Annotated in this window: 23 protein-coding genes; 20 read left to right on the top strand and 3 right to left on the bottom strand. The window is 65.9% G+C overall.

Going from position 1 to position 21,305, the window contains the following annotated elements; all coding sequences use genetic code 11:
- Positions 1 to 323: 323 nt before the first annotated feature.
- From ACZ1I5_RS03740 to ACZ1I5_RS03730, 3 genes are all read right to left on the bottom strand, one after another.
- Entirely contained in the window at positions 324 to 2,396 is a 2,073-nt protein-coding gene (locus ACZ1I5_RS03740) for a TonB-dependent receptor plug domain-containing protein (protein WP_465172400.1), read from the bottom strand.
- A 189-nt stretch (positions 2,397 to 2,585) separates the two neighbouring features.
- On the bottom strand, positions 2,586 to 2,966 hold the full coding sequence (locus ACZ1I5_RS03735) for a 6-carboxytetrahydropterin synthase (RefSeq protein WP_465172399.1): 381 nt from the start codon (positions 2,964 to 2,966) through the stop codon (positions 2,586 to 2,588).
- Positions 2,967 to 3,116: 150 nt separating this feature from the next.
- The gene (locus tag ACZ1I5_RS03730) at positions 3,117 to 3,437 is read right to left on the bottom strand and encodes a hypothetical protein (protein WP_465172398.1); all 321 of its coding nucleotides are present in this window, start codon (positions 3,435 to 3,437) and stop codon (positions 3,117 to 3,119) included.
- 86 nt (positions 3,438 to 3,523) lie between these two features.
- On the opposite strand from ACZ1I5_RS03730, the gene ACZ1I5_RS03725 reads away from it, so the two are divergent.
- The 20 genes from ACZ1I5_RS03725 (at position 3,524) to ACZ1I5_RS03630 (ending at position 21,296) form a co-directional block, all read left to right on the top strand.
- Positions 3,524 to 5,452: a RiPP maturation radical SAM C-methyltransferase gene (locus ACZ1I5_RS03725; RefSeq protein ID WP_465172397.1), complete on the top strand. Its 1,929-nt coding sequence runs from the start codon at positions 3,524 to 3,526 to the stop codon at positions 5,450 to 5,452.
- Positions 5,449 to 6,069, top strand: coding sequence for a 7-cyano-7-deazaguanine synthase (locus ACZ1I5_RS03720; protein ID WP_465172396.1), 621 nt, complete (start codon positions 5,449 to 5,451; stop codon positions 6,067 to 6,069). Before ACZ1I5_RS03725 ends, ACZ1I5_RS03720 begins: the two co-directional genes overlap by 4 nt.
- A complete protein-coding gene (locus ACZ1I5_RS03715) occupies positions 6,066 to 6,920 on the top strand; it encodes a phytanoyl-CoA dioxygenase family protein (protein ID WP_465172395.1) in 855 nt (284 codons plus the stop codon). The genes ACZ1I5_RS03720 and ACZ1I5_RS03715 overlap by 4 nt, the downstream gene beginning before the upstream one ends.
- A complete protein-coding gene (locus ACZ1I5_RS03710; protein WP_465172394.1) occupies positions 6,917 to 7,759 on the top strand; it encodes a phytanoyl-CoA dioxygenase family protein in 843 nt (280 codons plus the stop codon). The genes ACZ1I5_RS03715 and ACZ1I5_RS03710 overlap by 4 nt, the downstream gene beginning before the upstream one ends.
- 170 nt (positions 7,760 to 7,929) lie before the next feature.
- Complete coding sequence (locus tag ACZ1I5_RS03705) at positions 7,930 to 9,468, top strand: DUF1800 domain-containing protein (RefSeq protein WP_465172393.1); 1,539 nt, start codon at positions 7,930 to 7,932, stop codon at positions 9,466 to 9,468.
- 15 nt (positions 9,469 to 9,483) lie between these two features.
- Positions 9,484 to 10,713: a DUF1501 domain-containing protein gene (locus tag ACZ1I5_RS03700; RefSeq protein ID WP_465172392.1), complete on the top strand. Its 1,230-nt coding sequence runs from the start codon at positions 9,484 to 9,486 to the stop codon at positions 10,711 to 10,713.
- Between the two features lie 94 nt (positions 10,714 to 10,807).
- Positions 10,808 to 11,383 (top strand): NifU family protein, encoded by a 576-nt coding sequence (locus tag ACZ1I5_RS03695; protein ID WP_465173885.1) that lies wholly within the window; start codon positions 10,808 to 10,810, stop codon positions 11,381 to 11,383.
- A 27-nt stretch (positions 11,384 to 11,410) separates the two neighbouring features.
- The gene (locus ACZ1I5_RS03690) at positions 11,411 to 12,007 is read left to right on the top strand and encodes a malonic semialdehyde reductase (RefSeq protein WP_465172391.1); all 597 of its coding nucleotides are present in this window, start codon (positions 11,411 to 11,413) and stop codon (positions 12,005 to 12,007) included.
- Positions 12,000 to 12,647 (top strand): tRNA (adenosine(37)-N6)-threonylcarbamoyltransferase complex dimerization subunit type 1 TsaB, encoded by a 648-nt coding sequence (tsaB, locus tag ACZ1I5_RS03685; protein WP_465172390.1) that lies wholly within the window; start codon positions 12,000 to 12,002, stop codon positions 12,645 to 12,647. Before ACZ1I5_RS03690 ends, tsaB begins: the two co-directional genes overlap by 8 nt.
- Positions 12,644 to 13,120: a GNAT family N-acetyltransferase gene (locus ACZ1I5_RS03680; protein ID WP_465172389.1), complete on the top strand. Its 477-nt coding sequence runs from the start codon at positions 12,644 to 12,646 to the stop codon at positions 13,118 to 13,120. The genes tsaB and ACZ1I5_RS03680 overlap by 4 nt, the downstream gene beginning before the upstream one ends.
- Positions 13,121 to 13,228: 108 nt before the next feature.
- A complete protein-coding gene (locus ACZ1I5_RS03675; RefSeq protein ID WP_465172388.1) occupies positions 13,229 to 13,648 on the top strand; it encodes a Ros/MucR family transcriptional regulator in 420 nt (139 codons plus the stop codon).
- A gap of 115 nt (positions 13,649 to 13,763) precedes the next feature.
- Positions 13,764 to 14,186, top strand: coding sequence for a Fur family transcriptional regulator (locus ACZ1I5_RS03670; RefSeq protein WP_372853105.1), 423 nt, complete (start codon positions 13,764 to 13,766; stop codon positions 14,184 to 14,186).
- Between the two features lie 3 nt (positions 14,187 to 14,189).
- Complete coding sequence (locus ACZ1I5_RS03665) at positions 14,190 to 15,065, top strand: lysophospholipid acyltransferase family protein (protein WP_465172387.1); 876 nt, start codon at positions 14,190 to 14,192, stop codon at positions 15,063 to 15,065.
- A 9-nt stretch (positions 15,066 to 15,074) separates the two neighbouring features.
- On the top strand, positions 15,075 to 15,656 hold the full coding sequence (locus tag ACZ1I5_RS03660) for a hypothetical protein (protein WP_465172386.1): 582 nt from the start codon (positions 15,075 to 15,077) through the stop codon (positions 15,654 to 15,656).
- A 44-nt stretch (positions 15,657 to 15,700) separates the two neighbouring features.
- On the top strand, positions 15,701 to 17,023 hold the full coding sequence (miaB, locus tag ACZ1I5_RS03655) for a tRNA (N6-isopentenyl adenosine(37)-C2)-methylthiotransferase MiaB (RefSeq protein ID WP_465172385.1): 1,323 nt from the start codon (positions 15,701 to 15,703) through the stop codon (positions 17,021 to 17,023).
- Between the two features lie 312 nt (positions 17,024 to 17,335).
- A complete protein-coding gene (locus ACZ1I5_RS03650) occupies positions 17,336 to 18,331 on the top strand; it encodes a PhoH family protein (protein WP_465172384.1) in 996 nt (331 codons plus the stop codon).
- The gene (locus tag ACZ1I5_RS03645) at positions 18,324 to 18,557 is read left to right on the top strand and encodes a hypothetical protein (protein ID WP_465172383.1); all 234 of its coding nucleotides are present in this window, start codon (positions 18,324 to 18,326) and stop codon (positions 18,555 to 18,557) included. Before ACZ1I5_RS03650 ends, ACZ1I5_RS03645 begins: the two co-directional genes overlap by 8 nt.
- Positions 18,558 to 18,677: 120 nt before the next feature.
- Positions 18,678 to 19,190, top strand: a complete 513-nt coding sequence (gene ybeY / locus ACZ1I5_RS03640; protein WP_465172382.1) for an rRNA maturation RNase YbeY — start codon at positions 18,678 to 18,680, stop codon at positions 19,188 to 19,190.
- A gap of 9 nt (positions 19,191 to 19,199) precedes the next feature.
- Positions 19,200 to 20,126 (top strand): hemolysin family protein, encoded by a 927-nt coding sequence (locus tag ACZ1I5_RS03635; RefSeq protein ID WP_465172381.1) that lies wholly within the window; start codon positions 19,200 to 19,202, stop codon positions 20,124 to 20,126.
- A gap of 192 nt (positions 20,127 to 20,318) precedes the next feature.
- The gene (locus ACZ1I5_RS03630; protein ID WP_465172380.1) at positions 20,319 to 21,296 is read left to right on the top strand and encodes a phosphoribosylaminoimidazolesuccinocarboxamide synthase; all 978 of its coding nucleotides are present in this window, start codon (positions 20,319 to 20,321) and stop codon (positions 21,294 to 21,296) included.
- Positions 21,297 to 21,305: the final 9 nt, after the last annotated feature.

The following is a 21,305-nucleotide window of genomic DNA, read 5'->3' as shown; positions in this document are numbered from 1 at the left end:
CGTGCCTTTGCGCGTGCTGCACCGGGATTTTTCGAGTTTCGTTTTTTCTTCCGCTGTTATGTTGGATTTCCGCCGGACAATTTTCGTGCGGCATCAGCGGCTTGGTAGCCGTTTTCCCTGTTACGCCATAACAGCGGAAAAATGCGTCGATATCCGGCGAAACTTTCCCCTATTCGTGGCGGATCGGGGCTGACATTTCCGCTGCTCGAGTCAGCCTTGCGCGCGGTTCGGGTCTTGCGGCGGGGGGATCGTTCATGGCGCGTGCGTGACATTACCCGCCGGAAACTTGAATCGTCCTGCAGTCGGGGAAGTCAGGCCAACGGTCAAAAACTCCTGCGCAGCCGCATCATGAAGAACGGGTCGAGCACCGCCGTCCGCCGCTCGAACCCGGAGATATGCCCCGCGCTCCTCGGCCCGTCGAAGCGAATGCGGTCGCGGCTGCGCTGGCGGAAGGCGATGTTTTCGACCTGGAGGCGCAGCGAGGTGCCCGGGCGCGGCGTCCAGTCCCAATAGATCTTGGCGAGCGGATCGTTCGACGAGCTCTCGGTGCGTATCTCGTTGATGCGGTAGGAGCGTTCTTTCCAGCCGAAGAAGACATCGGCGGTGAACACCGATTTGAGCGCGGGCAGTTCCTTGATCAGCGAGACGTCGCCGCCGGTCGGGCGCTGGTTGGAGATGCGGCGCGTCGCCAGGGTCACCGGATCGGTGACGCGCGACCAGCGCAGCGCGCCGTTGAAGCGGAGTAAAAGGCCCGGCGCGCCGAGGCGGTCGAACGGGAGGGTGAGCGACGCCTTGGCTTCCTGCCTTGTACCGCTACCGATATTGCCGGGCGCGTCGAAGCGGCCGTCAATCGGGACCAGATCGATGGCATTGCTTATCGCGGCGTGGCTGGCGGTGAGAGTCAGCGCGCCTCGCGCCCAGAAATGACGCTCGATCGCGGCCTCGAACACCCAGGCCTGTTCCGGCACCAGATCCGGATTGCCGGCATTGACGGTACCGGTGTCGAGCGAGGCGGTGCTGGCATAATCCTCGAAATCGAGCTGGCTGACGGTGCGTTCGGCGCGCAGCCGCACTTCCCAGTCCTTGAACGGCGCAATCGTCGCGTTCAGCCGGGGCTTCCAGTAGCGCAGGGTGAGCGAGCTGTCGGCATCGCCCTGCTGCGCGATGGTCGAGCTTTCATAGGCAAGGTTCGCCTCGAGCGTGCCTTCCGCCCAGGCCTGCCACCGCGCCGACATCTGCGCCTGGATGCGGCGCTCCTCGACCCGGACATCGGCCGAGGGAAGGATGATCGGCACCCCGCCGCGTTCGAGCGTGTTCTCCGCATCGAGGAAATTGAACGCGCGCTCGACGCTGCCGTCCAGGGTGAGAGTTTCGGCCGGGAGCCAGGTAGCGGCGCCGCGGACGATGGATTCGCCGGCGAGCGCATCTTCGGTCGAAACCTGGATGGGCGACAGACCGGTCGAGGTCGAACTGCTCGTGTCGCGCTCCCGGCTCTCGAGCGCGAGCAGGCGCACCGTGAGCGCATTGCCGAATGTGCGTTCGTAATCGAGGCTGGCGGCGAACTCGTTGCTCTGGAAACCCGTGATGACGCGTTCGTCGAAGCGGATACCCGCCGTGTCGAAGAGCCTGGAAATGTCCCGCCGGTCCTCATGGCTGAGTTCGCCGCTGAGGCTCAGACGGAAGAAGTTCGGGCCGGTGCGATATTCCGCCGCGCCGTTGCCGGCGAGCAGCCGGCGATCCCATGCCGCCTCGAATGTGCCGAAGCTGGCCGGCGCCCCGTTCCGGTCACGGCGCATCACATGGCCGGTGCCGGACGCGCCCTGGTCCTTCTCGTCGCGGTACTGGATCGCGCCTTCGAGCGACAGGTTGCCGCGGGCGCGCGATCCCTCGATCCGGGCGACGCGCGCGGGTATGTGGTCGCCGTAGAATTTGGTCAGCAGCTCGACCGCGGCGGAGGAGGTGCCCCCTGCCCTGCGGATGACGTTCGCGACGATCGGGCGGCCCTGCATGTCGACGCCCGGCGCGCTGCCGCGGATCACCTCGATGCGCGCCACATCCTCGACCGCGATGCGGCGCAGGATATCGTCGAGCGCGAGCGACTTGGTCGACGGGCGCTGGCCGTCGATCAGGATATTGCCACTCGCGCCCGAAAGGCCGCGCTGGCCAGTGTCGCCGCGTTCATAAGTGAAGCCCGGGATGCGCAGGATCATGTCGAGCGCATTGGTCGGCTGGAACTCAGCGAAGAAGGCCGGCGGCCAGATGGTGACGCGACCGCCGTCAGTGGCCTCGGTCACCGGCGCCGCATCGTCCGGCACCGGCGCTTCCTGGGCGCGGAGCGGCGCATCGTCGAGCACGGCGAAGGACAGGCACAGACCAACGATCCAGCGACGCGACAATGCGGTTCCTCCCCCGAGCCCCGACCTTTGCGTGCACGATTTACAGACTGTATGCAAGATTGGGCGACGATCGAGCGCTCATCAGGCGAAAGGCGTCGCGCCGGCTGCCTCCTCCCCGAGTCGGGCTCGCGGCGCTCGCGCCGTCGGGAATCCGGCGACATTGCATTGCGCACCGGATGGGCGCGGCCCTTAGCGGTCCCCCTGAAACGCCTCCCCCCAATAGGAGCAGGTTTCGCCACTGCTGTCGCGGTAGATGCTCACCCTGAAAAGACCGGTGACGACCGGCGACAACCGGCCCCATATCCACAGGCTGAGATTTTCCATCGTAGCCGGCCCGAGATCGTCGATTTCGTCGAGGAACCGGTGGTCGAGCGCATCGCGCGCCTCGGCCACCATGCGCTCCAGCAGGCCGAGATCGGCCACCATGCCGGTAACCGGATCGGCCCGCCCGCGCACGGTGATTTCGGCGCGGTAGCTGTGGCCATGGATCCTGCGGCTGGAGGCGGTTTCGATCGCGCGGTCGAGCGTATGCGCAGCGTCGAAGCGAAACTGCTTGCTGAGCTCGAACATCAGCGGCTTCCGATCCTCTTGGGCGACTGGAGCGAAAGGCGCCACCAGCGGCGCACCGGCATGACGGCGTGCGCGCGCATCGCCGTCAGGCGAGGACGCGCCCGGCCCTCCCGGGGGAGAGAGCCAGGCAGCGCCAGCGATGAGATGCGATCAACCCGGCGAGCGCGTGACGCCGCGAAAGAACGCCCGCTCTTTCGACCGGAGCTCCCCAATGCTGATCGGCACGACCGGGGCCGTTTGTCCGTCCTTGGTATAGTTAGCACCGATTGCGATGCTGTTGGCCAACGGACCGCTGAATTCGGTGATAGGATCCCTTTCGGATTTCGCTGCCGTCGCGGCATTGAGGATCACCCGCGCGAGGGCGGAACGCTCTCCTTCGCCCATGCTTGCGGCAAGAACGTCAAGTCTTTCCGCGAGGGACTCGATGTCCTTGGCGGTGACGGCGTAAAGTTCTGAGTCACTATTTTGCATCGCTTGCCACCTTCATGATAAAAATGTACCAGGACCGCAATATCCGCACCTAAAAATTCTGTCCGGGCCTTCATCATGACTGAGGTATGGATGAAAAGCAAATCGTTCGATTCGACCATTCCTTGAACTGTATCGAATTTATCTCCGATCAGTCATTGACTCTTCGTTATGACTTTAAAGTGGCATTCGTCGTGATGCCATTTGCACTGTCGACTCGGCCATCACTTCAGGCCGGTCTCTTGGGAGAAATCGCCAGAATCGGCGGATTTTCAGTCGACACGCTTCACCTCAACCTTGATCTCGCGCAGATTCTCGGCGTCCCGCGCTATCATCATCTTGCTTGTACGCGTGATCCGATGGTCGGCGACTGGCTGTTCTCCCGCGATGCCTTTGGCAGCGCCGCGCCCGATCCGGCCGGCACGATGCTGGAGGATCTCGGCGCGGCTACCCAGGAGACGCTCGACCTGCTGGGGATGACAGCCGACGAGCTGCGTCATGTGCGGGACATCGTGGTGCCCGCCTATCTGGACGGCCTGATCGCGGGGACCGACTGGGCGCGCTATTCGGTCATCGCCTTCACCTCGACCTTCCAGCAGAATGTCGCTTCCTTCGCGCTGGCGCGGCGCCTCAAGACGCTGCATCCCGACATAACCCTGTTGTTCGGCGGCGCCAATTTCGATGGCCCGATGGGCCGGGCGTGGATGGAGGCGGTGCCGCAGATCGATCTGGCGCTGTGCGGCGAATCGGATCGATCCTTTCCCGTGCTGCTCGGCGCGCTGGCCAACGGCACCGATCTCTCGGCGATCCCGGGCCTGTTGTGGCGCGACGGCGACAGCATCGCGTCGGGTCCGCCCGCCGTACCGCTCGACCGCATGGACGATCTGCCGGTCCCCGAGTTCGGCGAATATTTCGACCGCGCGCTCGATCTCGGGCTGCTCACCCCGGCATCGATCCGCAGTGTCGACATGCCGTTCGAAAGCTCCCGCGGTTGCTGGTGGGGGGCAAAGGTGACGTGCCGGTTCTGCGGCCTGAACGGCAGCACCATGACCTATCGCGCCAAATCGCCCGACCGCGTGCTCGCCGAACTCGCGACGCTGGCCGGACGGCATGGCAGCCTCGCCTTCAACGCCACCGACAATATCATGAATGTCGACTATCTGCGCTCGATGATGCAGCCGCTCGCCGAAGCGTCGATGGACTACTGGCTGTTCTACGAAGTGAAGGCCGATCTGTCGCGGCAGGACATCCGGCTGCTCCACCATGCCGGGGTGCGCGCGGTGCAGCCCGGCATCGAGTCGCTCAGTTCCCATCTGCTGCACCTGATGCGCAAGGGCACCCGCGCGGTGACCAACGTCAATCTGCTGCGCTGGACCCGCCATTATGGCGTCGACACGCATTGGAACCTGCTGTTCGGCTTTCCCGGCGAAACGGAGCAGGATTATGCCGAGCAACAACAGCTGGCGAAGCGGATCGTCCACCTCTCCCCGCCGGGCGGCTTCCTGCGCATCGGGCTGGAGCGGTTCAGCCCCTATTTCGAACGCCCCGAGCTCTATCCGGTGCGCGGCGGACGCGCGGTGCCGGAGCAGGGTTATGCGCACACCTACCCTGCCACGGTCGATCTCGAGCGCGCCGCCTATCATTTTTCGGGCGAGCTGGAGGGCAGCCTGGCGGATGCCGCCTATGTTCCACTCGTGCGGTCGCTCGAGGCGTGGAATGCGCGCTGGCAGGCCGGGGAACGGCCGACGCTGACCTTCTGGTGGGCGCCGGGCATCTTGCATGTCGAGGATCGTCGCAGCGCGCTGGCGCCTGCCTCCTTCCGCTTCGACGATCCCGCCGCCGCCCTCTACGTCGCCTGCAGCGATGCCCCGGCGACGATCGCGGCCCTGGCGCGCCACTGCGGCATTTCTACCGACGCGGTGTGCGAGATCGTCGATACCTTCGTCGCCGCCGGGCTGGCGATGCGCGACGGCCAGCAAGTGCTCGCGCTGGCATTGCCCGGGAGCCCGGGGCGATGAGCGGCGGCTCAGTCGTGCTCGCTTCCGGCGGGATCGATTCATCGCTGTGCATCGCGCTCGCCGCGCGCTCGGGCGGGCCGGTCCTCGCGCTGGGGATCGATTATGGCCAGCGCAACCAGATCGAGCTCGACCGGCTGGCCGCCGTCGCCGCACGGCTGGGGGTCGAAACGCTGATCGTGAACCTCGACATGGCGGGCTGGCTGAGTGGCGGGCTGATCGGTCGCGACGCGGCGGGGCCGGATCCCGCCGCGACCAACTATGTGCCGGCGCGCAACATCATCCTGCTGTCGATCGCGGCGAGCGTCGCCGAGGCGCGCGGCGCCGACCGCATCTATCTCGGCGCGACCGCGGCGGACTGGCGCCATCCCGACTGCCGCCCGGCCTTTTTCGCGGCCTTTGCGGCCGCGCTGAAACTGGGACAGGATTCCGCGCCGGACCTGCGCACGCCGCTGGCCGGCCTGTCCAAGACGCAGGTGGTGCGCGCGGCCCTGACTTTGGGGGTGCCACTCGAGCTGACCTGGTCGTGCCATATGCCCGGCCCCGTCCCGTGCGGGATCTGCGCGCCCTGCGGCATCCGGCAGGCGACCTTTGCCGAGCTTGGGCTTCCCGCCGAATGAGCGCGCACATCCCCCTGCGCCTGCCCACTGGCGAAGAGATCGACCAGTTCGAACGGGACGGCTTCGTCGTGCTGCGCGCGGTGCTGTCGCCCGAGGCGCTGGCGCCGTTGCGCACCGTCTGCGCCAGGCTGATCCGCGGCCCCGCGGCGCTCGACATCACCGACGAGACGTTACGTGTCGGGCTTCCGCCGCCCGACGCCCTGTTCGGCGCACCCAGCTTTGCCAGCACGCTCGCCGCGCGCGGCCATTTCCGGATGCGGTTCAACACCGCGCGCGACGAACCCGCGGTGCTGGCCTTTGCGCTGGGCGGCGCGATCGGCGCGCTGGTCGCCGCGCTGATGCGGGCAACCCGCGTTCGTTTCGTCGACGACATCCTGTTCGTGAAGGAACCCGGCACCATCGAGCCGACCGAATGGCATGACGATGATCGGGGCAGCGTCGCCACGGGGCCGCAACGCTGCTCGGTGTGGATATCGCTGGCCGATGTGCCGCTCGAAGCCGGGCCGGTGCAGTATCTGCGCGGCTCGCACCGCAAGCATCGTGGCTGGCGCGACCGCGGACTCTCCGCCGACGCGCTCGCGGCGGGAGCGCCGCATGATATCCTGACCTGCCCGATCGCGTGCGGCGACATCGCGGTTCACGATCTCGACACGCTCCATGCCGCCGGCCCCAATCGCAGCGCATCGACGCGCGAGACCTGGTCGTTCCGTTACGCCGGGGAGAAGGCCCACTTTCTGCTGCGCGACACGCGGCGCGAAGCGCGCAGCTATTACGGCCTGCCCGATGGGGCGCCGCTGTCCGGCCCACGCTTCGCCATCGCCTGGCCGGTTCCGACGGAGGCACAGACATGACCGGACTCGCTCCGTTGCGCCCCGTGACGCCTGCCGAAATCCAGGCCTTCGAGCGCGACGGCTATGTCATCCTGCGCGACGTCCTGTCGCCGAACTGGCTCGCCCCGCTGGTCGGCGCGTGCGAGCGACTGCTCGCCCGGTCCGAAGCGCTCGACGTGACCGAGGAGGCCATTGCGCTGGCCGTGCCGACCACCCCCGACGAGCTGTTCGGCGCCCCGCGGTTTCAGGAGGAAATGGAGCGGCGTGGGCATTTCTACGTCTATTTCAATTCCGCCCGGCAAGATCCGACCGTTCGCGACTTCGCGGTGCGGGGCGCGGTGGGTGCGCTGGCGGCCGGACTGATGCGATCGACCACCGCGCGCTTCGTCGACGATATCCTGTTCGTGAAGGAAGCCGGCGCCCGCGAGGCGACCGAATGGCATGACGACGATGGCGGCGGCGTGATGATGGGAGACCGCAAATGCTCGCTCTGGGTGTCGCTCGGCGATGTCAGCGATGCCGGCGCGCCGCTCGAATTCATCTCCGGTTCGCACCGGTCGCATCAGGGCTGGCGGGCGCGCGGCGAGCAGGCTGGCGATATCGCGATCGCCGACGCCGCCAGCATCGTGCGCTGCCCGATCCGCTGCGGCGACGTCATCGCGCATCACCCGGCGACGATCCATGGCAGCGGGGGCAATGAAAGCGCGGTGCCGCGCCGTTCCTGGGCATTGCGTTTTGCCGGCGACGGCGTGCGTTTCAACCTGCCCGAAGTACGCGAAGATGAGCGCGGATGGTATAACCTGCAAACCGGCGACCTGCTCGACGGGCCACGCTTTCCGGTTGCGTGGCCAAGACCCTGACGCAACGCGCCACGCCCATCATCCCTGATCTGGCGGATAGATGCGGTGAAGGGATTTCGCGACGGGACGCGACGAAAATCGGCGGGCATCCACCATTCCCGTCGCGCGTTAAGCCTGGAGCAATCATCCCGGTGCCATGAAAGCCGTCCGGGACAACGAGTTGCATGTTTATGGCGTTGCGCCGGCTTGCCTTGTGTCCATCCCTGAGTCGCGCGGGCGCGCTCGCGGCGCTGGCGCTGCTGATCGGCGGGGGCGCGCCGCCCGATCGCGCGGCTCGACAAGTGGCGCTGCTCAACCGGATAAGCTGGGGCGCGTCTCCCTCTTCCATCGCGGCGCTGGACGGGCATGGCGCTTCCGCGCTGATCGACGCGCAACTGCGTATGCCGGCCAACGCCCCCCTGCCCGTCGCCGCTCAGGCGCAGATCGACGCGATGGAGATCAGCGGCACGCCGATGGCGACGCTGGTGGTGAATCTCGACGCGGAAAACCGTGCCGCGCGGGCGCTGACCGATCCGGATCAGAAAAAGGCGGCAATCGCCGCCTATAACAAACACATCCAGGGCCTGGAAACTCAGGCAGCGACCCGATCGATCCTGCGCGATCTCTATTCCCCGGCGCAGCTCCGCGAGCAGATGACGTGGTTCTGGTTCAATCAGTTCAACGTCCAGGCGGCGAAGGCCGACATCCGCGCCATGGTGGGCGATTATGAGGACCAGGCGATCCGAGTCCACGCGCTTGGCCGGTATCGCGATCTGCTGGAAGCGACGCTGCGCCATCCGGCGATGCTGCGCTATCTCGACAACAGCCAGAACAGCGCCGGCCATATCAACGAGAATTACGCGCGCGAGATCATGGAACTGCACTCGATGGGAGTGGGTTCGGGCTATACCCAGAAGGATGTGCAAGAACTGGCGCGGATCCTGACCGGCGTAGGCGTCGACCTGAAGCCCGATCCGCCCAAGCTGAAGCCGACCCTGCAGCCGCTGCTGATCCGCGAGGGGCTGTTCGAATTCAATCCGGCCCGGCACGATTTCGGCGACAAGATGTTCCTGGGCCAGAAGATCAAGGGGTCGGGGTTCGCCGAGGTGGAACAGGCGCTCGACCTGATCGCCGCCTCGCCCGCGACGGCCCGTCGCATCTCGGAGCGGCTGGCGATCTTTTTCGTCGGCGACGCCCCGCCCGCGGCGCTGGTCGACCGGATGGCCGCGACCTTCCGGCGCAGCCATGGCGATATCGCCGCGGTATTGCGTACTCTGTTCCGGTCGCGCGAATTCGACGCGTCGCTGGGCAAGGCGTTCAAGGACCCGATCCATTATGCGGTGTCGGCGGTACGCCTGGTGCATGACGACCGGGTGATCGCCAATAGCGCGCCGATCCTCGGCTGGCTCCGGCGCATGGGCGAAGGCCTGTATGCGCGCGAGACGCCGGACGGCTATCCGCTGACTTCCGCCGCCTGGATCGGGCCCGGCCAGCTCAGCGTCCGCTTCGAGATCGCCCGGCAGATCGGCGGTAGCCCTGCCGGGCTGTTCAACGCTCCCGTGGCCGGCGCGACCGATCAGCCGGCATTCCCGCGCCTCCAGAACGCGTTGCAGGTCAAGGGTCTGCACGATCGCCTGTCCGCGCCGACGCGGACCGCGCTGGATCAGGCCGCGTCGCCCAACGAGTGGAACAGCCTGTTCCTGTCATCCCCCGAATTCATGCGCCGCTGAGGCCGGAGAAATGCCATGATCGACCGCCGCACCCTGCTCAAGACCGTCGCGATCGCCACGCCGCTGGTGCTGGCCGGACGCGCCTTCGCCGCGCCGCAGGCGGCAGGCGCGCGGATGCTGGTCGTGTTCCTGCGCGGCGCCTATGACGCGGCGAACATCATCGCGCCGACCGGCAGCGATTTCTATGCGGCCGCCAGGCCGACGCTGGCGCTGAAGAAGCCCGATCCGGCCAATCCCGACGCGGCGTTGCCGCTCGACACCGACTGGAGCCTGCATCCTGCGCTGAAGGATTCGATCCTGCCGCTATGGGACAAGAAGCAGATCGCGTTCGTCCCCTTTGCCGGCACCGACGATATGAGCCGGAGCCATTTCGAGACTCAGGACACGATCGAGCTGGGCCAGCCGATCGGCGGCTCGCGCAATTATCAGTCGGGTTTCATGGCGCGCCTGGCGGACGTGATCGGCACCGATGCCGCGGCGGGCAACCGGCCGATCGCCTTTACCGACCAGATGCCGCTGATCTTTCGCGGCGGCGGCGGCTCGATTCCGAATATCGCGCTGAACGGCGTGGGCAGGCCCGGGATCGATCCGCGGCAGGCCCAGCTGATCGAGGCGATGTACAAGGGCCAGCGTCTCGGCACCAGCGATCTGGGCGGATCGGTGGCGCAGGGGTTCAGGGTGCGCGACACCGTATACAAGTCGATCGCCCAGGAGATGATGGCGGCCAATCGCGGCGCGGTGAGCCCCAAGGGCTTCGAGCTTTCGGCGCGCCGGATCGGACGACTGATGCGCGACCAGTTCAACCTTGCCTTTGTCGATGTCGGCGGGTGGGACACCCATGTGAACCAGGGTGCCGCGCAGGGTTACCTCGCGGCGCGGATCGGCGAGCTGGGGCGCGGCCTGGCCGGATTCGCCGACGAGATCGGGCCGGAGGCGTGGTCGAGCACGATCGTGCTGGTCGTCTCCGAATTCGGCCGCACCTTCCGCGAAAACGGCGACAGGGGCACCGATCATGGCCATGGCAGCGTCTATTGGGTGATGGGCGGCGGGGTGGCCGGCGGGCGGATCGTCGGCCCGCAGGTGAAAATCGCGCCGGAGACGCTCAACCAGGGCCGGGACCTCCCCGTGCTGACCGATTATCGCGCGCTGACCGGCGGATTGCTGGCGCGGCACTACGGGCTGGATGCCGCGCGGCTGCAGACGATCTTCCCGGACACTGCGCCAGTGGATCTGCGGATCGTATGATCGCCCCATCCCGGATGGATCGGGGATGATTGCGAGAACAAGGGTTTCCATATCGATCCTTGATCCCGCGGCGCTGTCGGCCCACATGCGACCCATGCTGATCGAGACCGAGACCACGCCGAACCCGGCGACCATCAAGTTCCTCCCCGGCCGCACGGTCATGGAGGCGGGTACCCGCGACTTCGCGACACCGGAGGAAGCCGAGGCCTCGCCGCTGGCCAACGCGCTGTTCGGGCTGGGCGACGTGACCGGCGTGTTCTTCGGGCGCGATTTCATCTCGGTTACTGCGGCGCCCGGCGTGGAGTGGGAAGGGCTGAAGCCGGACGTCCTCGGCCTGCTGCTCGATCATTTTAGCGCGAACATGCCGCTGTTCCGCCCCGGCAATGCCGGCGAGATCGCGGTTCCCGCCGCGGACGAGATGTTCGCCGAGGATCCGGAAGACGCGGACATCGTCATTCAGATCAAGGACCTGATCGAAACGCGCATCCGCCCGGCGGTGGCGAATGATGGCGGGGACATCGTCTATCGCGGCTTCGACAAGGGCAAGGTCTATCTGCAAATGCAGGGCGCCTGTTCAGGCTGCCCCTCGTCGAGCGCGACCCTGAAGAACGGGATCGAGCAGCTGCTCAAATATTACGTTCCCGAGGTCACCGAAGTCCGGGCGATCTGATCGCCTTTTCTTTTCGAGGAATTCTGCATGAGCGAGAAGCTGTCCGACGCGGCGCTCGACACGATCTTTCGTGCCGCGCGTACCTATAACGGCTATACCGACGAGCCAGTCGGCGAAGCCGAGCTGCGGGCGATCTGGGACCTGATGAAATGGGGCCCGACCTCGGCCAATCAGCTGCCCGCGCGGCTCGTGTGGTGCGTGAGCGACGAGGCCAAGGCGAAGCTCGCCGCCTGCGCCAGCGCGCAGAACGCCCCGAAGATCCTCGCCGCGCCGGTGACGGTGATCCTGGGCATGGATACCAATTTCCACGAGAATCTGCCCGAGCTGTTCCCGCACAACCAGACCGCGAAGAGCTGGTTCGACGGCAATAGCGAGCTGCGCGAGGTCTCGGCGCTGCGCAACTCGACCTTGCAGGGTGCCTATTTCATCATCGCGGCCCGCGCGCTGGGGCTCGATACCGGGCCGATGTCGGGCTTCGACAATGGCAAGGTTGATGCGGCGTTCTTCGCCGACACACCGGCGGTGCGGTCCAACTTCATCTCGACCTTGGGGCATGGCGACCCCGCAACGATCTTCGATCGGCTGCCGCGGCCCGAGTTCGAGCGGTTCAACATCATTGCCTGAGACGAGCCGGATCCTCGTCATCGAAACGGCCACCGCCGCCTGCTCGGTCGCTTTGATCGAAGGTGGGATCGAGGGGGGCGTGGTGATCGACGCGCGACATGAAGTGGTCGGGCGCGGCCATGCCGAGCGGCTGGTGCCGATGATCGCCGAACTGCCCGGCGGCGGCCGGGCCCCGCGTATCCTGGTCGATTGCGGCCCGGGCAGTTTCACCGGCGTGCGCGTCGGCATCGCCGCGGCGCGCGGGCTGGCGCTGGGCTGGGGCGCCGAAGCGTTCGGCTATTCCTCGCTGCCGCTGGTCGCCGCGGCCGGTTTCGCGCAGAATCCGGGCTGGTCGAGCCTTGCCGTCGTGCTGGAAGGCGGGCATGGCGAGGTCTTCATGCAGGCTTTCGATGTCCAGCTCGCTCCCCTATCCGCGCTCGCCTCGCTCAAGCCGGAGGTGGCGCTCGTGGCGCTCGGCGAGCGACCGGCGATCGGCAATGGGGTACGTTTCCTCAAGACCCTGGACGACCGCCTGCCGTTGACCGAGGCACTGCCGCGCGCCGCCGATGCGGTGCTGCTGCCGGCGCCCCTTGCCACCCTGCCGCCCCGCCCGATCTACGGCCGGGCGCCTGACGCGAAGCCGCTCGCGCCGGCGCCATGAGCACGACCCTGAACATGATCGAATTGCGTTCCGGCAGCGTCGCCGATCTCACCCCGGTCGATCAGATCATGCAGGACGCGTTCGATCCGCGGTTTGGGGAGGCATGGACCCGCAACCAGTGCCTCGGCATCCTCGCCATGCCGGGCGTGTGGCTGACCATCGCGGCGGTCGATGGCACGCCGGCCGGCTTCGCCCTGTCGCGGATCGTCGCCGACGAGGCCGAATTGCTGCTGCTCGCGACCGCTCCGGCGATGCGACGCCGCGGCGTGGCCGCCGCTTTACTGCGTTCCGTCATTGCCGATGCCATAGGTTCCGGCGCCGTTACTCTCCATCTGGAAGTCCGTGAGGGCAATGACGCGATCAAGCTGTATCGCGGTACAGGTTTCGTTAAGGTTGGCGAGCGCCGTAACTATTATCGGGGTACCTCGGGTCAGGCATTTCACGCCTATACCTATCGTCGCAACCTTCCCTGAAAACGGTTCAATTCGCAATTGTTACTTGCACGTGGCGATCCAAAGTAGGATAGCGCGCGCCACGGTTGCGAATTCAATGCAAGCGAATAATGGGTCGAAAGGAATATAATGGATACGCAGAGCGAACTGCAGGAAACCTTGATAACGCTGACCGCGGATATTGTCGCAGCACATGTCAGCAACAATAGCGTGGCCGTTTCGGACCTGCCGGTGCTGATCGCCAACGTACATGGTGCGCTCGCAGGCCTTGGCGGCGCTGCGCCGGTGCCGGAAGTGAAGCAGGAACCTGCGGTTTCGGTGCGTTCCTCGATCAAGCCGGACTTTATCGTCTGCCTTGAGGACGGCAAGAAACTCAAGATGTTGAAGCGCCACCTGATGACGCATTATCAGATGACGCCCGAACAGTACCGCGCCAAGTGGAACCTGCCGGCCGACTATCCGATGGTCGCCCCCAACTATGCCGAACAGCGCCGCACCCTGGCGAAGAAGATCGGCCTGGGCACGAAGCGCCGCAAGACGACGCGCTGACCGGCCATCAGCTTCAGGAGTCCCCCGACCCTTCCCCCCGACGGGAAGGGGGGCTTCGGCTTATTGCGAGTCGGTCGCCCTTTATCAATAAGCCCAAAGAGACTACATGCGGGCCATGGCACGCAAGATAGATCTCGAAGCCCTGTGCAATGAAAAGGGCCTGCGGATTACCGACCAGCGCCGCGTCATCGCGCGGGTATTGTCCGAAGCCGAGGACCATCCCGATGTCGAAAAGGTCTATGCCCGCGCATCGGCGATCGACCCCGGCATCTCGATCGCGACCGTCTACCGCACGGTGCGCCTGTTCGAGGAAGCCGGCATCCTCGACCGTCATGATTTCGGCGATGGCCGTTCGCGCTACGAGCCTGCCCCTGAATCGCATCACGATCACCTGATCGACGTCGAGACCGGCAAGGTGATCGAGTTCGTCGATCCCGAGCTTGAGCAGCTGCAAAAGGCGATCGCCGAACGACTGGGGTTCCGCCTCGTCGACCATCGCATGGAACTGTACGGCGTCGCTCTCGACCGCAAGTCCTGATCCTTGTCCAGCGCCGACCTGAGGCGTGCCGAGGCAGCGGCAGGCAGACCCACCCCGATCGACGCGCTGGGCTGGACCCGGATCGCCCTGCGCGCCGCGGGGCTGATCCTCGGGCTGCTGGTCACCGTGCCGCTCCATTATCTGTGGCGCCTGCTCCGCATCGGATCGCCCTGGCCGCGGATCTTCCTCGCTTGGGCCGGCCGCATCTCCGGGGCGCGGGTCGAGCGGGTCGGCGTGCCGCTCAAGCGCGACGTCTTCTATATCTCCAACCATCTGAGCTGGATCGATATCCTGGCGATCGCCGGGCAGAGCGGCACTGCCTTCGTCGCCAAGGAAGAGATCCGCGAGGCACCGGTGGTGGGCTGGCTCTCGACGCTCAACCGCACCGTCTATGTGAAGCGCGAAAACCGCATGGGCGTGGCCGAGCAGATCAACCAGCTGCGCGATGCGCTGTCCGACAACTGGTCGGTCACGGTGTTTCCGGAAGGGACGACGACCGACGGCAAGTCGCTGCTGCCGTTCAAGACGCCGATGCTGCGGGTGCTCGAACCGCCGCCGCCGGGCGTGCTCGTCCAGCCGGTATTGCTCGATTACGGCGCGGTGGGCGAGGAAGTCGGGTGGATCGGCCTCGAGGCCGGTATCGACAATGCCAAGCGCCTGTTGTCCAGGCGGGGCTCCTTCCGGATGAAGGTGCATTTCCTGGAGCCGTTCCATCCACGCGACTTTCCCGGGCGCAAGGCGATCGCGGCGGAGAGCCGACGGCGGATCGAGGAAGCGCTGATGGCGTCGCTGGGCCATCCGCTTCGGCCGTTCGCTTACGCGGTCGACGCGGTACGCTACGAAGCGCCGGAGCAGTCGATCCCAGTGCAGGGATCCTAGGGTTCGATCATGAGCGAGCGGATCCTGTGCCTCGGACGACCGCCGGAGCCGGCGCTGGTGAACAGCTTGGAACCGTTGATCCGGGCCGTTGTCCGGAGGCTCGACTATGATGAGGATTGTGAAGCCTTGATCGCCGAAATCAATGCTCTGTCCGGTCAGGCCTATGACAGCGGCATCTTCTTCGAACTCTATAGCTGGATCAGCGAGCAGGAATTTGCCGAAGCCGCGGCAAAGGGCCCACCGCCCCTGCTCCTCGACCTCAGCAAAGCGGAACTGGTGGCAGTCGTCGAGGCGATCGGCCGGGGAGAAGAGCCGAATGCCGCATTCTTCAGTGCCCTGCTCGACCGAAATTTCCCCGACACCTGGAGCAGCGACCTCTTATTCTATCCGCACCGCAAAATGACCGACGTCGAGATTGTCGACGAACTCATCTTGCGGAATGCCCTTTTCGCGGCCGGCGGGAAGGAGGCGGTGGACGATCGCCGGCTGGCCTTGGCGCGGGAGGTCATGGCGAACCCCGAAGCACCGACATGGGCGCAGCAAGGCGCGCGCGCCGTTCTGGACGAGTGCGGCCACAAACAAGGACAATAGAGGGATTTGCGGCACCGCCTGCCTCGGCCTATAGGCGCCGCATCATGAAACCCTCCCCCAAGACCTTCCACGTCAAGTCGTTCGGCTGCCAGATGAACATGTATGACGGCGACCGGATGAGCGAACTCATGGCCGCCGACGGGATGACCGCGACCGACGATGCCAATGCCGCCGACCTGATCGTGCTCAATACCTGCCATATCCGGGAAAGGGCGACCGAGAAGGTCTATTCCGACATCGGCCGCCTGCGGAAGCACGGCCGGACGCCGATGATCGCCGTCGCGGGCTGCGTCGCGCAGGCCGAAGGCGCGGAGATCGTGCGCCGGGCGAAGGTGGACGTGGTGGTCGGCCCGCAGGCCTATCACAACCTGCCCGAACTGGTGGCGAAGGCCGCGCGGGGCGAAGCCGCGCTCGACACCGACATGCCGGTCGAGACCAAGTTCGGCCATTTGCCCGCCCGCCGCCGCGTGCCGCCATCGGCGTTCCTGACGGTGCAGGAAGGGTGCGACAAATTCTGCACCTATTGCGTGGTGCCCTATACCCGCGGCGCGGAGGTAAGCCGGCCCTGGGCCGCGATCGTCGACGAGGCGAAGGCGCTGGTCGATGCCGGCGCGCGCGAGATCACGCTGCTGGGGCAGAATGTGAATGCATGGGAAGGCGAGGACGCGGCCGGCCGCACCGGCGGGCTGGACGCGCTGGCGCGCGAACTCGACCGGATCGAGGGGCTGGCGCGCATCCGCTACACCACCAGCCATCCCAACGACATGACTCAGGGCCTGATCGACGCGCACCGCGACGTGGCGAAGCTGATGCCGTTCCTGCATCTGCCGGTGCAGGCGGGCAGCGACCGCATCCTCAAGGCAATGAACCGCAGCCACAGCCGCGATTCCTATCTGCGCATTCTCGACCGCGTCCGCGCGGCGCGGCCTGACATCGCGCTGTCGGGCGACTTCATCGTCGGTTTCCCGGGGGAGACCGAGGCCGATTTCGCGGAGACACTGAGCCTGGTCGACGCCGTCGGCTATGCCCAGGCGTTCAGCTTCAAATACAGCCCCCGCCCCGGCACGCCCGCAGCCGACATGGGCGAGCAGATTCCGGCCGAGGTGATGGACGAACGGCTGCAGCGGCTGCAGGCAGCGATCAACCGCGACCAGGAGGCGTTTAACAAGGCGACCGTCGGCCGGACCTGCGAGATATTGCTGGAACGCAAGGGCAAGCTGCCGGGCCAGCTGATCGGCAAGAGCCCGTGGCTGCAATCGGTGCACCTCGTGTCTGGTGGGGCGATCGGGGATATGGTCGAGGTGGAGATCGAGGCGGCTTGGCCGAATTCGGTGTCGGGTGTCGAGCGGGTGCAGGTCGAGGCATGACTTACTCCCTCCCTACAAGGGAGGGCTGGGGTGGGTCAGCGGCGAGCGGGGCTCGATGCCCCGATCGTCGCTTCTGTCGGAACGTTCGGAGAGCTCGCTGCGCTCGCCACCCACCCCCGGCCCCTCCCCTGCAGGGAGGGGAGAGCTTCGTTGCCGAAAGATCGGCAGTGTTGCCCGTTTTCCTCTGTGCACCGCGCGTGCGCTCTGCCAAACTCGCGGGCGGATGCAGCTGACTCGCCCCTCCCCCGGAACACCGCACCGCGCGGTCCGTTCGGGTGAGTCGCCTCCTTTCCTCCCGCCTGAAGGAACCGCATGAGCCGCAAGCCTGTCCAAGCCCAGTCCGGTGATCGCAGCCGTGCCGAGATCGTGTTCGACAAGCCCCAACTCATGCCGCAGCTGTTTGGGGAGTTCGACAAGAACCTGTTGCAGCTGGAGAGCCGGCTTGGCGTGTACATCACGGCAAGGGGCAATCGCGTCGGCCTGGAAGGCACAGCAGAGTCGGTCGCGGAGGCGCGGGATGTGTTGCAAGGCTTGTACAATCGCATCGTGCGCGGCGAACGAGTCGATCAGGGTCTGGTCGAGGCAGTGATCACCATGTCCGCCGAGCCGACGCTCGAAGGCATCGTCCGCGCCGATGTCGGCGGGCCCCAGATCATGATCCGCACGCGCAAGAAGACGATCGTGCCGCGGACCATCGCACAGGCGCATTACATGCGCGAACTGCTCAACAACGACATCATCTTCGCGCTCGGGCCAGCGGGCACCGGCAAGACCTATATCGCGGTGGCGCAGGCCGTCGCGCAGCTGATCACCGGCAGCGTGCAGCGGCTGATCCTGTCGCGGCCGGCGGTGGAGGCGGGCGAGAAGCTCGGCTTCCTGCCGGGCGACATGAAGGAGAAGGTCGATCCCTATCTCCGCCCCTTGTACGACGCGCTGAACGATTGCCTGCCGGCGGAACAGGTCGAGCGGCGCATCCTGTCGGGCGAGATCGAGATCGCGCCGATCGCCTTCATGCGCGGGCGGACGCTGGCCGATGCCTTCATCATCCTGGATGAAGCGCAGAACACCACGCCGGCGCAGATGAAGATGTTCCTGACCCGCTTCGGCGAGAACAGCCGCATGGTGGTGTGCGGCGATCCCAAGCAGACCGATTTGCCCGGCGGCATGGCGGCGTCGGGGCTGAACGACGCGGTCGGTCGGCTGGAGGGAGTCGAGGGACTGTCGATCTGCCGGTTCGGGTCGGGCGACGTGGTACGGCATCCGATCGTCGGGCGGATCGTCGAGGCATATGAGGGTGTGGATGCATAACAAGCTTGCTTTATCCCGACGTGTGCTGACCGCAAATACGGCGCAGGTGCGGAAGCTTGAATCGCTGAGGGCGACCCAGCAGCATCTTGGGAATACCAGCAAAGGCTGGATGATCGACGACGCTGAAGTGATTGCCCTCGCTGCGGAACTCGCCACTAGGCTCGACACCTCCAAAAGGGCCGTCATCAAGTTGGCGCTATTATCATCTGAAGGTCGGGATACGTGACCGAGATGTTCATCTCCTCCCTCCCGTTCGCCCTGAGCTTGTCGAAGGGCTGCTCTTTCTTCGGCGCAAAGGGGAGAACAGTGCTTCGACAAGCTCAGCACGAACGGGGAATATGGCCCTGTGCTTGAAACAGCCATCTCCATCGAATCGCCCTGGCCGGAGGCCACCGACTGGCAAGCGCTTGCCCTGCGCGCCGCGTCCGCGGCGATGGAGCGGACCGAGCATGGCGAGATGCTGACCGCGCCGGCGCTGGTCGAGATCTCGGTGCGGCTTACCACCGATGAGGAAGTACAGACGCTCAACGCGCAGTACCGGCAGAAGGACAAGCCGACCAATGTGCTGAGCTTTCCGATGGTGCAGGCCGATCTGCTTGAGACGATCGACCAGAATTCGGACGATGGCGAAGTGCTGCTCGGCGATATCGTGCTGGCGTACGGCGTGTGCGCGAGCGAGGCGGCCGAGAAGAATATCCCGATCGAGGATCATGCGACTCATTTGATCGTGCATGGCACACTGCATTTACTCGGCTATGATCATATGGAAGATCATGAGGCCGAGGCGATGGAGCGGATCGAGACCGAAGCGCTCGCTTCTCTCGGGCTCGAAGACCCCTATCTGATACGCGAGGACTGACACACTAATATGCCCGAAGGCGACAGTAGCAGCGGCACCGGACGAGACGCGGACGGCGCCGGAACCCAGGAAGGCAGCATATGGCGCTCCTTCCGCTCCTTCATCTTTGGCGGTCCGGGGGATGATTCGCTCCGCGCGCAGCTCGAAGAAGCGATCGACGCGCATGAGGACGAGCCCGGACCCGACGCGGCCGGCGACCTGTCCCCGCTCGAGCGCCAGATGGTGCGCAACCTGCTGCATTTCGGCGAGCGCGACGCAGGCGATGTCGGCGTGCCGCGCGCGGACATCGTCGCGGTGGAGGAGAAGACCAGCTTCGACGCCCTGATCAAGCTGTTCGCGGAGGCGGGGCACAGCCGGTTGCCGGTGTACCGCGAGAAGCTCGATACGATCATCGGCATGATTCATCTGAAGGACGTGTTCAACATCCTGGCGACCGGCGCCGAGCACCCGGCGACCCTGGAGGGGCTGATCCGCGAGCCGCTGTACGTGCCGATGTCGCGCGGGGCGCTCGATCTGCTGGCCGATATGCGGCAGAAGCGGGTGCATCTCGCCATCGTGCTCGACGAATATTTCGGGACCGAGGGGCTCGTCACGATCGAGGACCTGATCGAGGAGATCACCGGCGACATTGAGGACGAGCATGACGACGCGCCCGAGGCGCTGCTGATCCCACTCGATGGCGGCGCGTGGGAAGCCGATGCGCGCGCCGAGCTGGAGGATGTCGCGGAGACGATCGGCACCGAGCTGGAGGTAGACGGCGACATCGACACGATCGGCGGGCTCGCCGCGGTGCTGGCCGGGCATGTGCCCCAGGCGGGCGAATGCATCCAGCATGACAGCGGCTGGACGATCGAAGTGATCGAGGCCGAGCCGACCCGGGTGGAACGGGTGCGGCTGCACCCGCCCAAGGCGCGGCCGGAGGGCGACGAGGGCTGAACGACGGGCGGTTGCGCTCTGCCTTGCGCCTCCCCCACCCCCGTTCGCCCTGAGCCTGTCGAAGGGCTGTTCTTTCTTCCGCCGAAGGGAAGAACAGTGCTTCGACAAGCTCAGCACGAACGGAGAGGAGTGTTTCCAGCAAGCCAGGTTTTCCTCTACGAACGCCCCGCCTGCCCCAACAAGGACCCCCGCATGTCGCCCCAAGACCTTGCCGCTTACGCCACGCGCGTGCTCGACGATGCGACGATCCCGCAGCTGCCAAAGCACTATCGCGGCAAGGTGCGCGACAATTACGATCTGGCGGACGGGCGCCGGGTGATCGTCGCGAGCGACCGGCTTAGCGCGTTCGACCGGATCCTCTGCGCGGTGCCGTTCAAGGGGCAGATCCTGACTCAAACGGCGCGCTTCTGGTTCGAGCAGACCGCCGATATCTGCGCCAACCATGTGCTCGGCTATCCCGACCCCAATGTGTTGCTGTGCCGCCGGCTCGACATCCTGCCGGTGGAGATCGTGGTGCGCGGCTATCTCGCGGGGACGACGGGCACCTCGATCCTGACGCTGTACAGGTCGGGCCAGCGCAGCATGTACGGCATGACCCTGCCCGACGGGATGCGCGACAATCAGGCCCTGCCCGAGCCTGTCATCACCCCGACCAGCAAGGAATTCGACGGCGGGCATGACGCGCCGCTGACCCCGGCCGAGATTCTCGAACACAAGCTGCTCACCCCCGCGCAATGGGAGGAGATCAGCGCCACCGCGCTTGCCTTGTTCGCACGCGGCCAGACGATGGCGGCCGAGCGCGGGCTGATCCTGGCCGACACCAAATACGAGTTCGGCGTCGACCCCGACGGCAAGATCATCCTGGCGGACGAGATCCACACGCCAGACAGCAGCCGCTACTGGAAGCAGGCAAGCTATGCGGAGCGGTTCGCGGCCGGAGAGCGGCCGGAGAGCTTCGACAAGGACTTCATCCGCGCCTGGGTGGCGGCGCGGTGCGACCCCTATGTCGACCCGATCCCGGCGATTCCGCAGGAGCTCGTGCTGGGCACCTCGGCGATCTATGCCGAGGCGTTCGAGACGATCACGGGCGAGGCGTTCGAGCCCGATCTTACGGGGGCGACGGTGCTGGAGCGGATTACCGGGCGGCTGGCACCGTTGTTCGAGGAGTAACCGGGTCGG

Source organism: Sphingomonas sp. BL-S-30 (assembly GCF_055521475.1).
The sequence above is the reverse complement of the archived record's forward strand: the minus strand, read 5'-3'. Positions and strand labels throughout refer to the sequence as shown.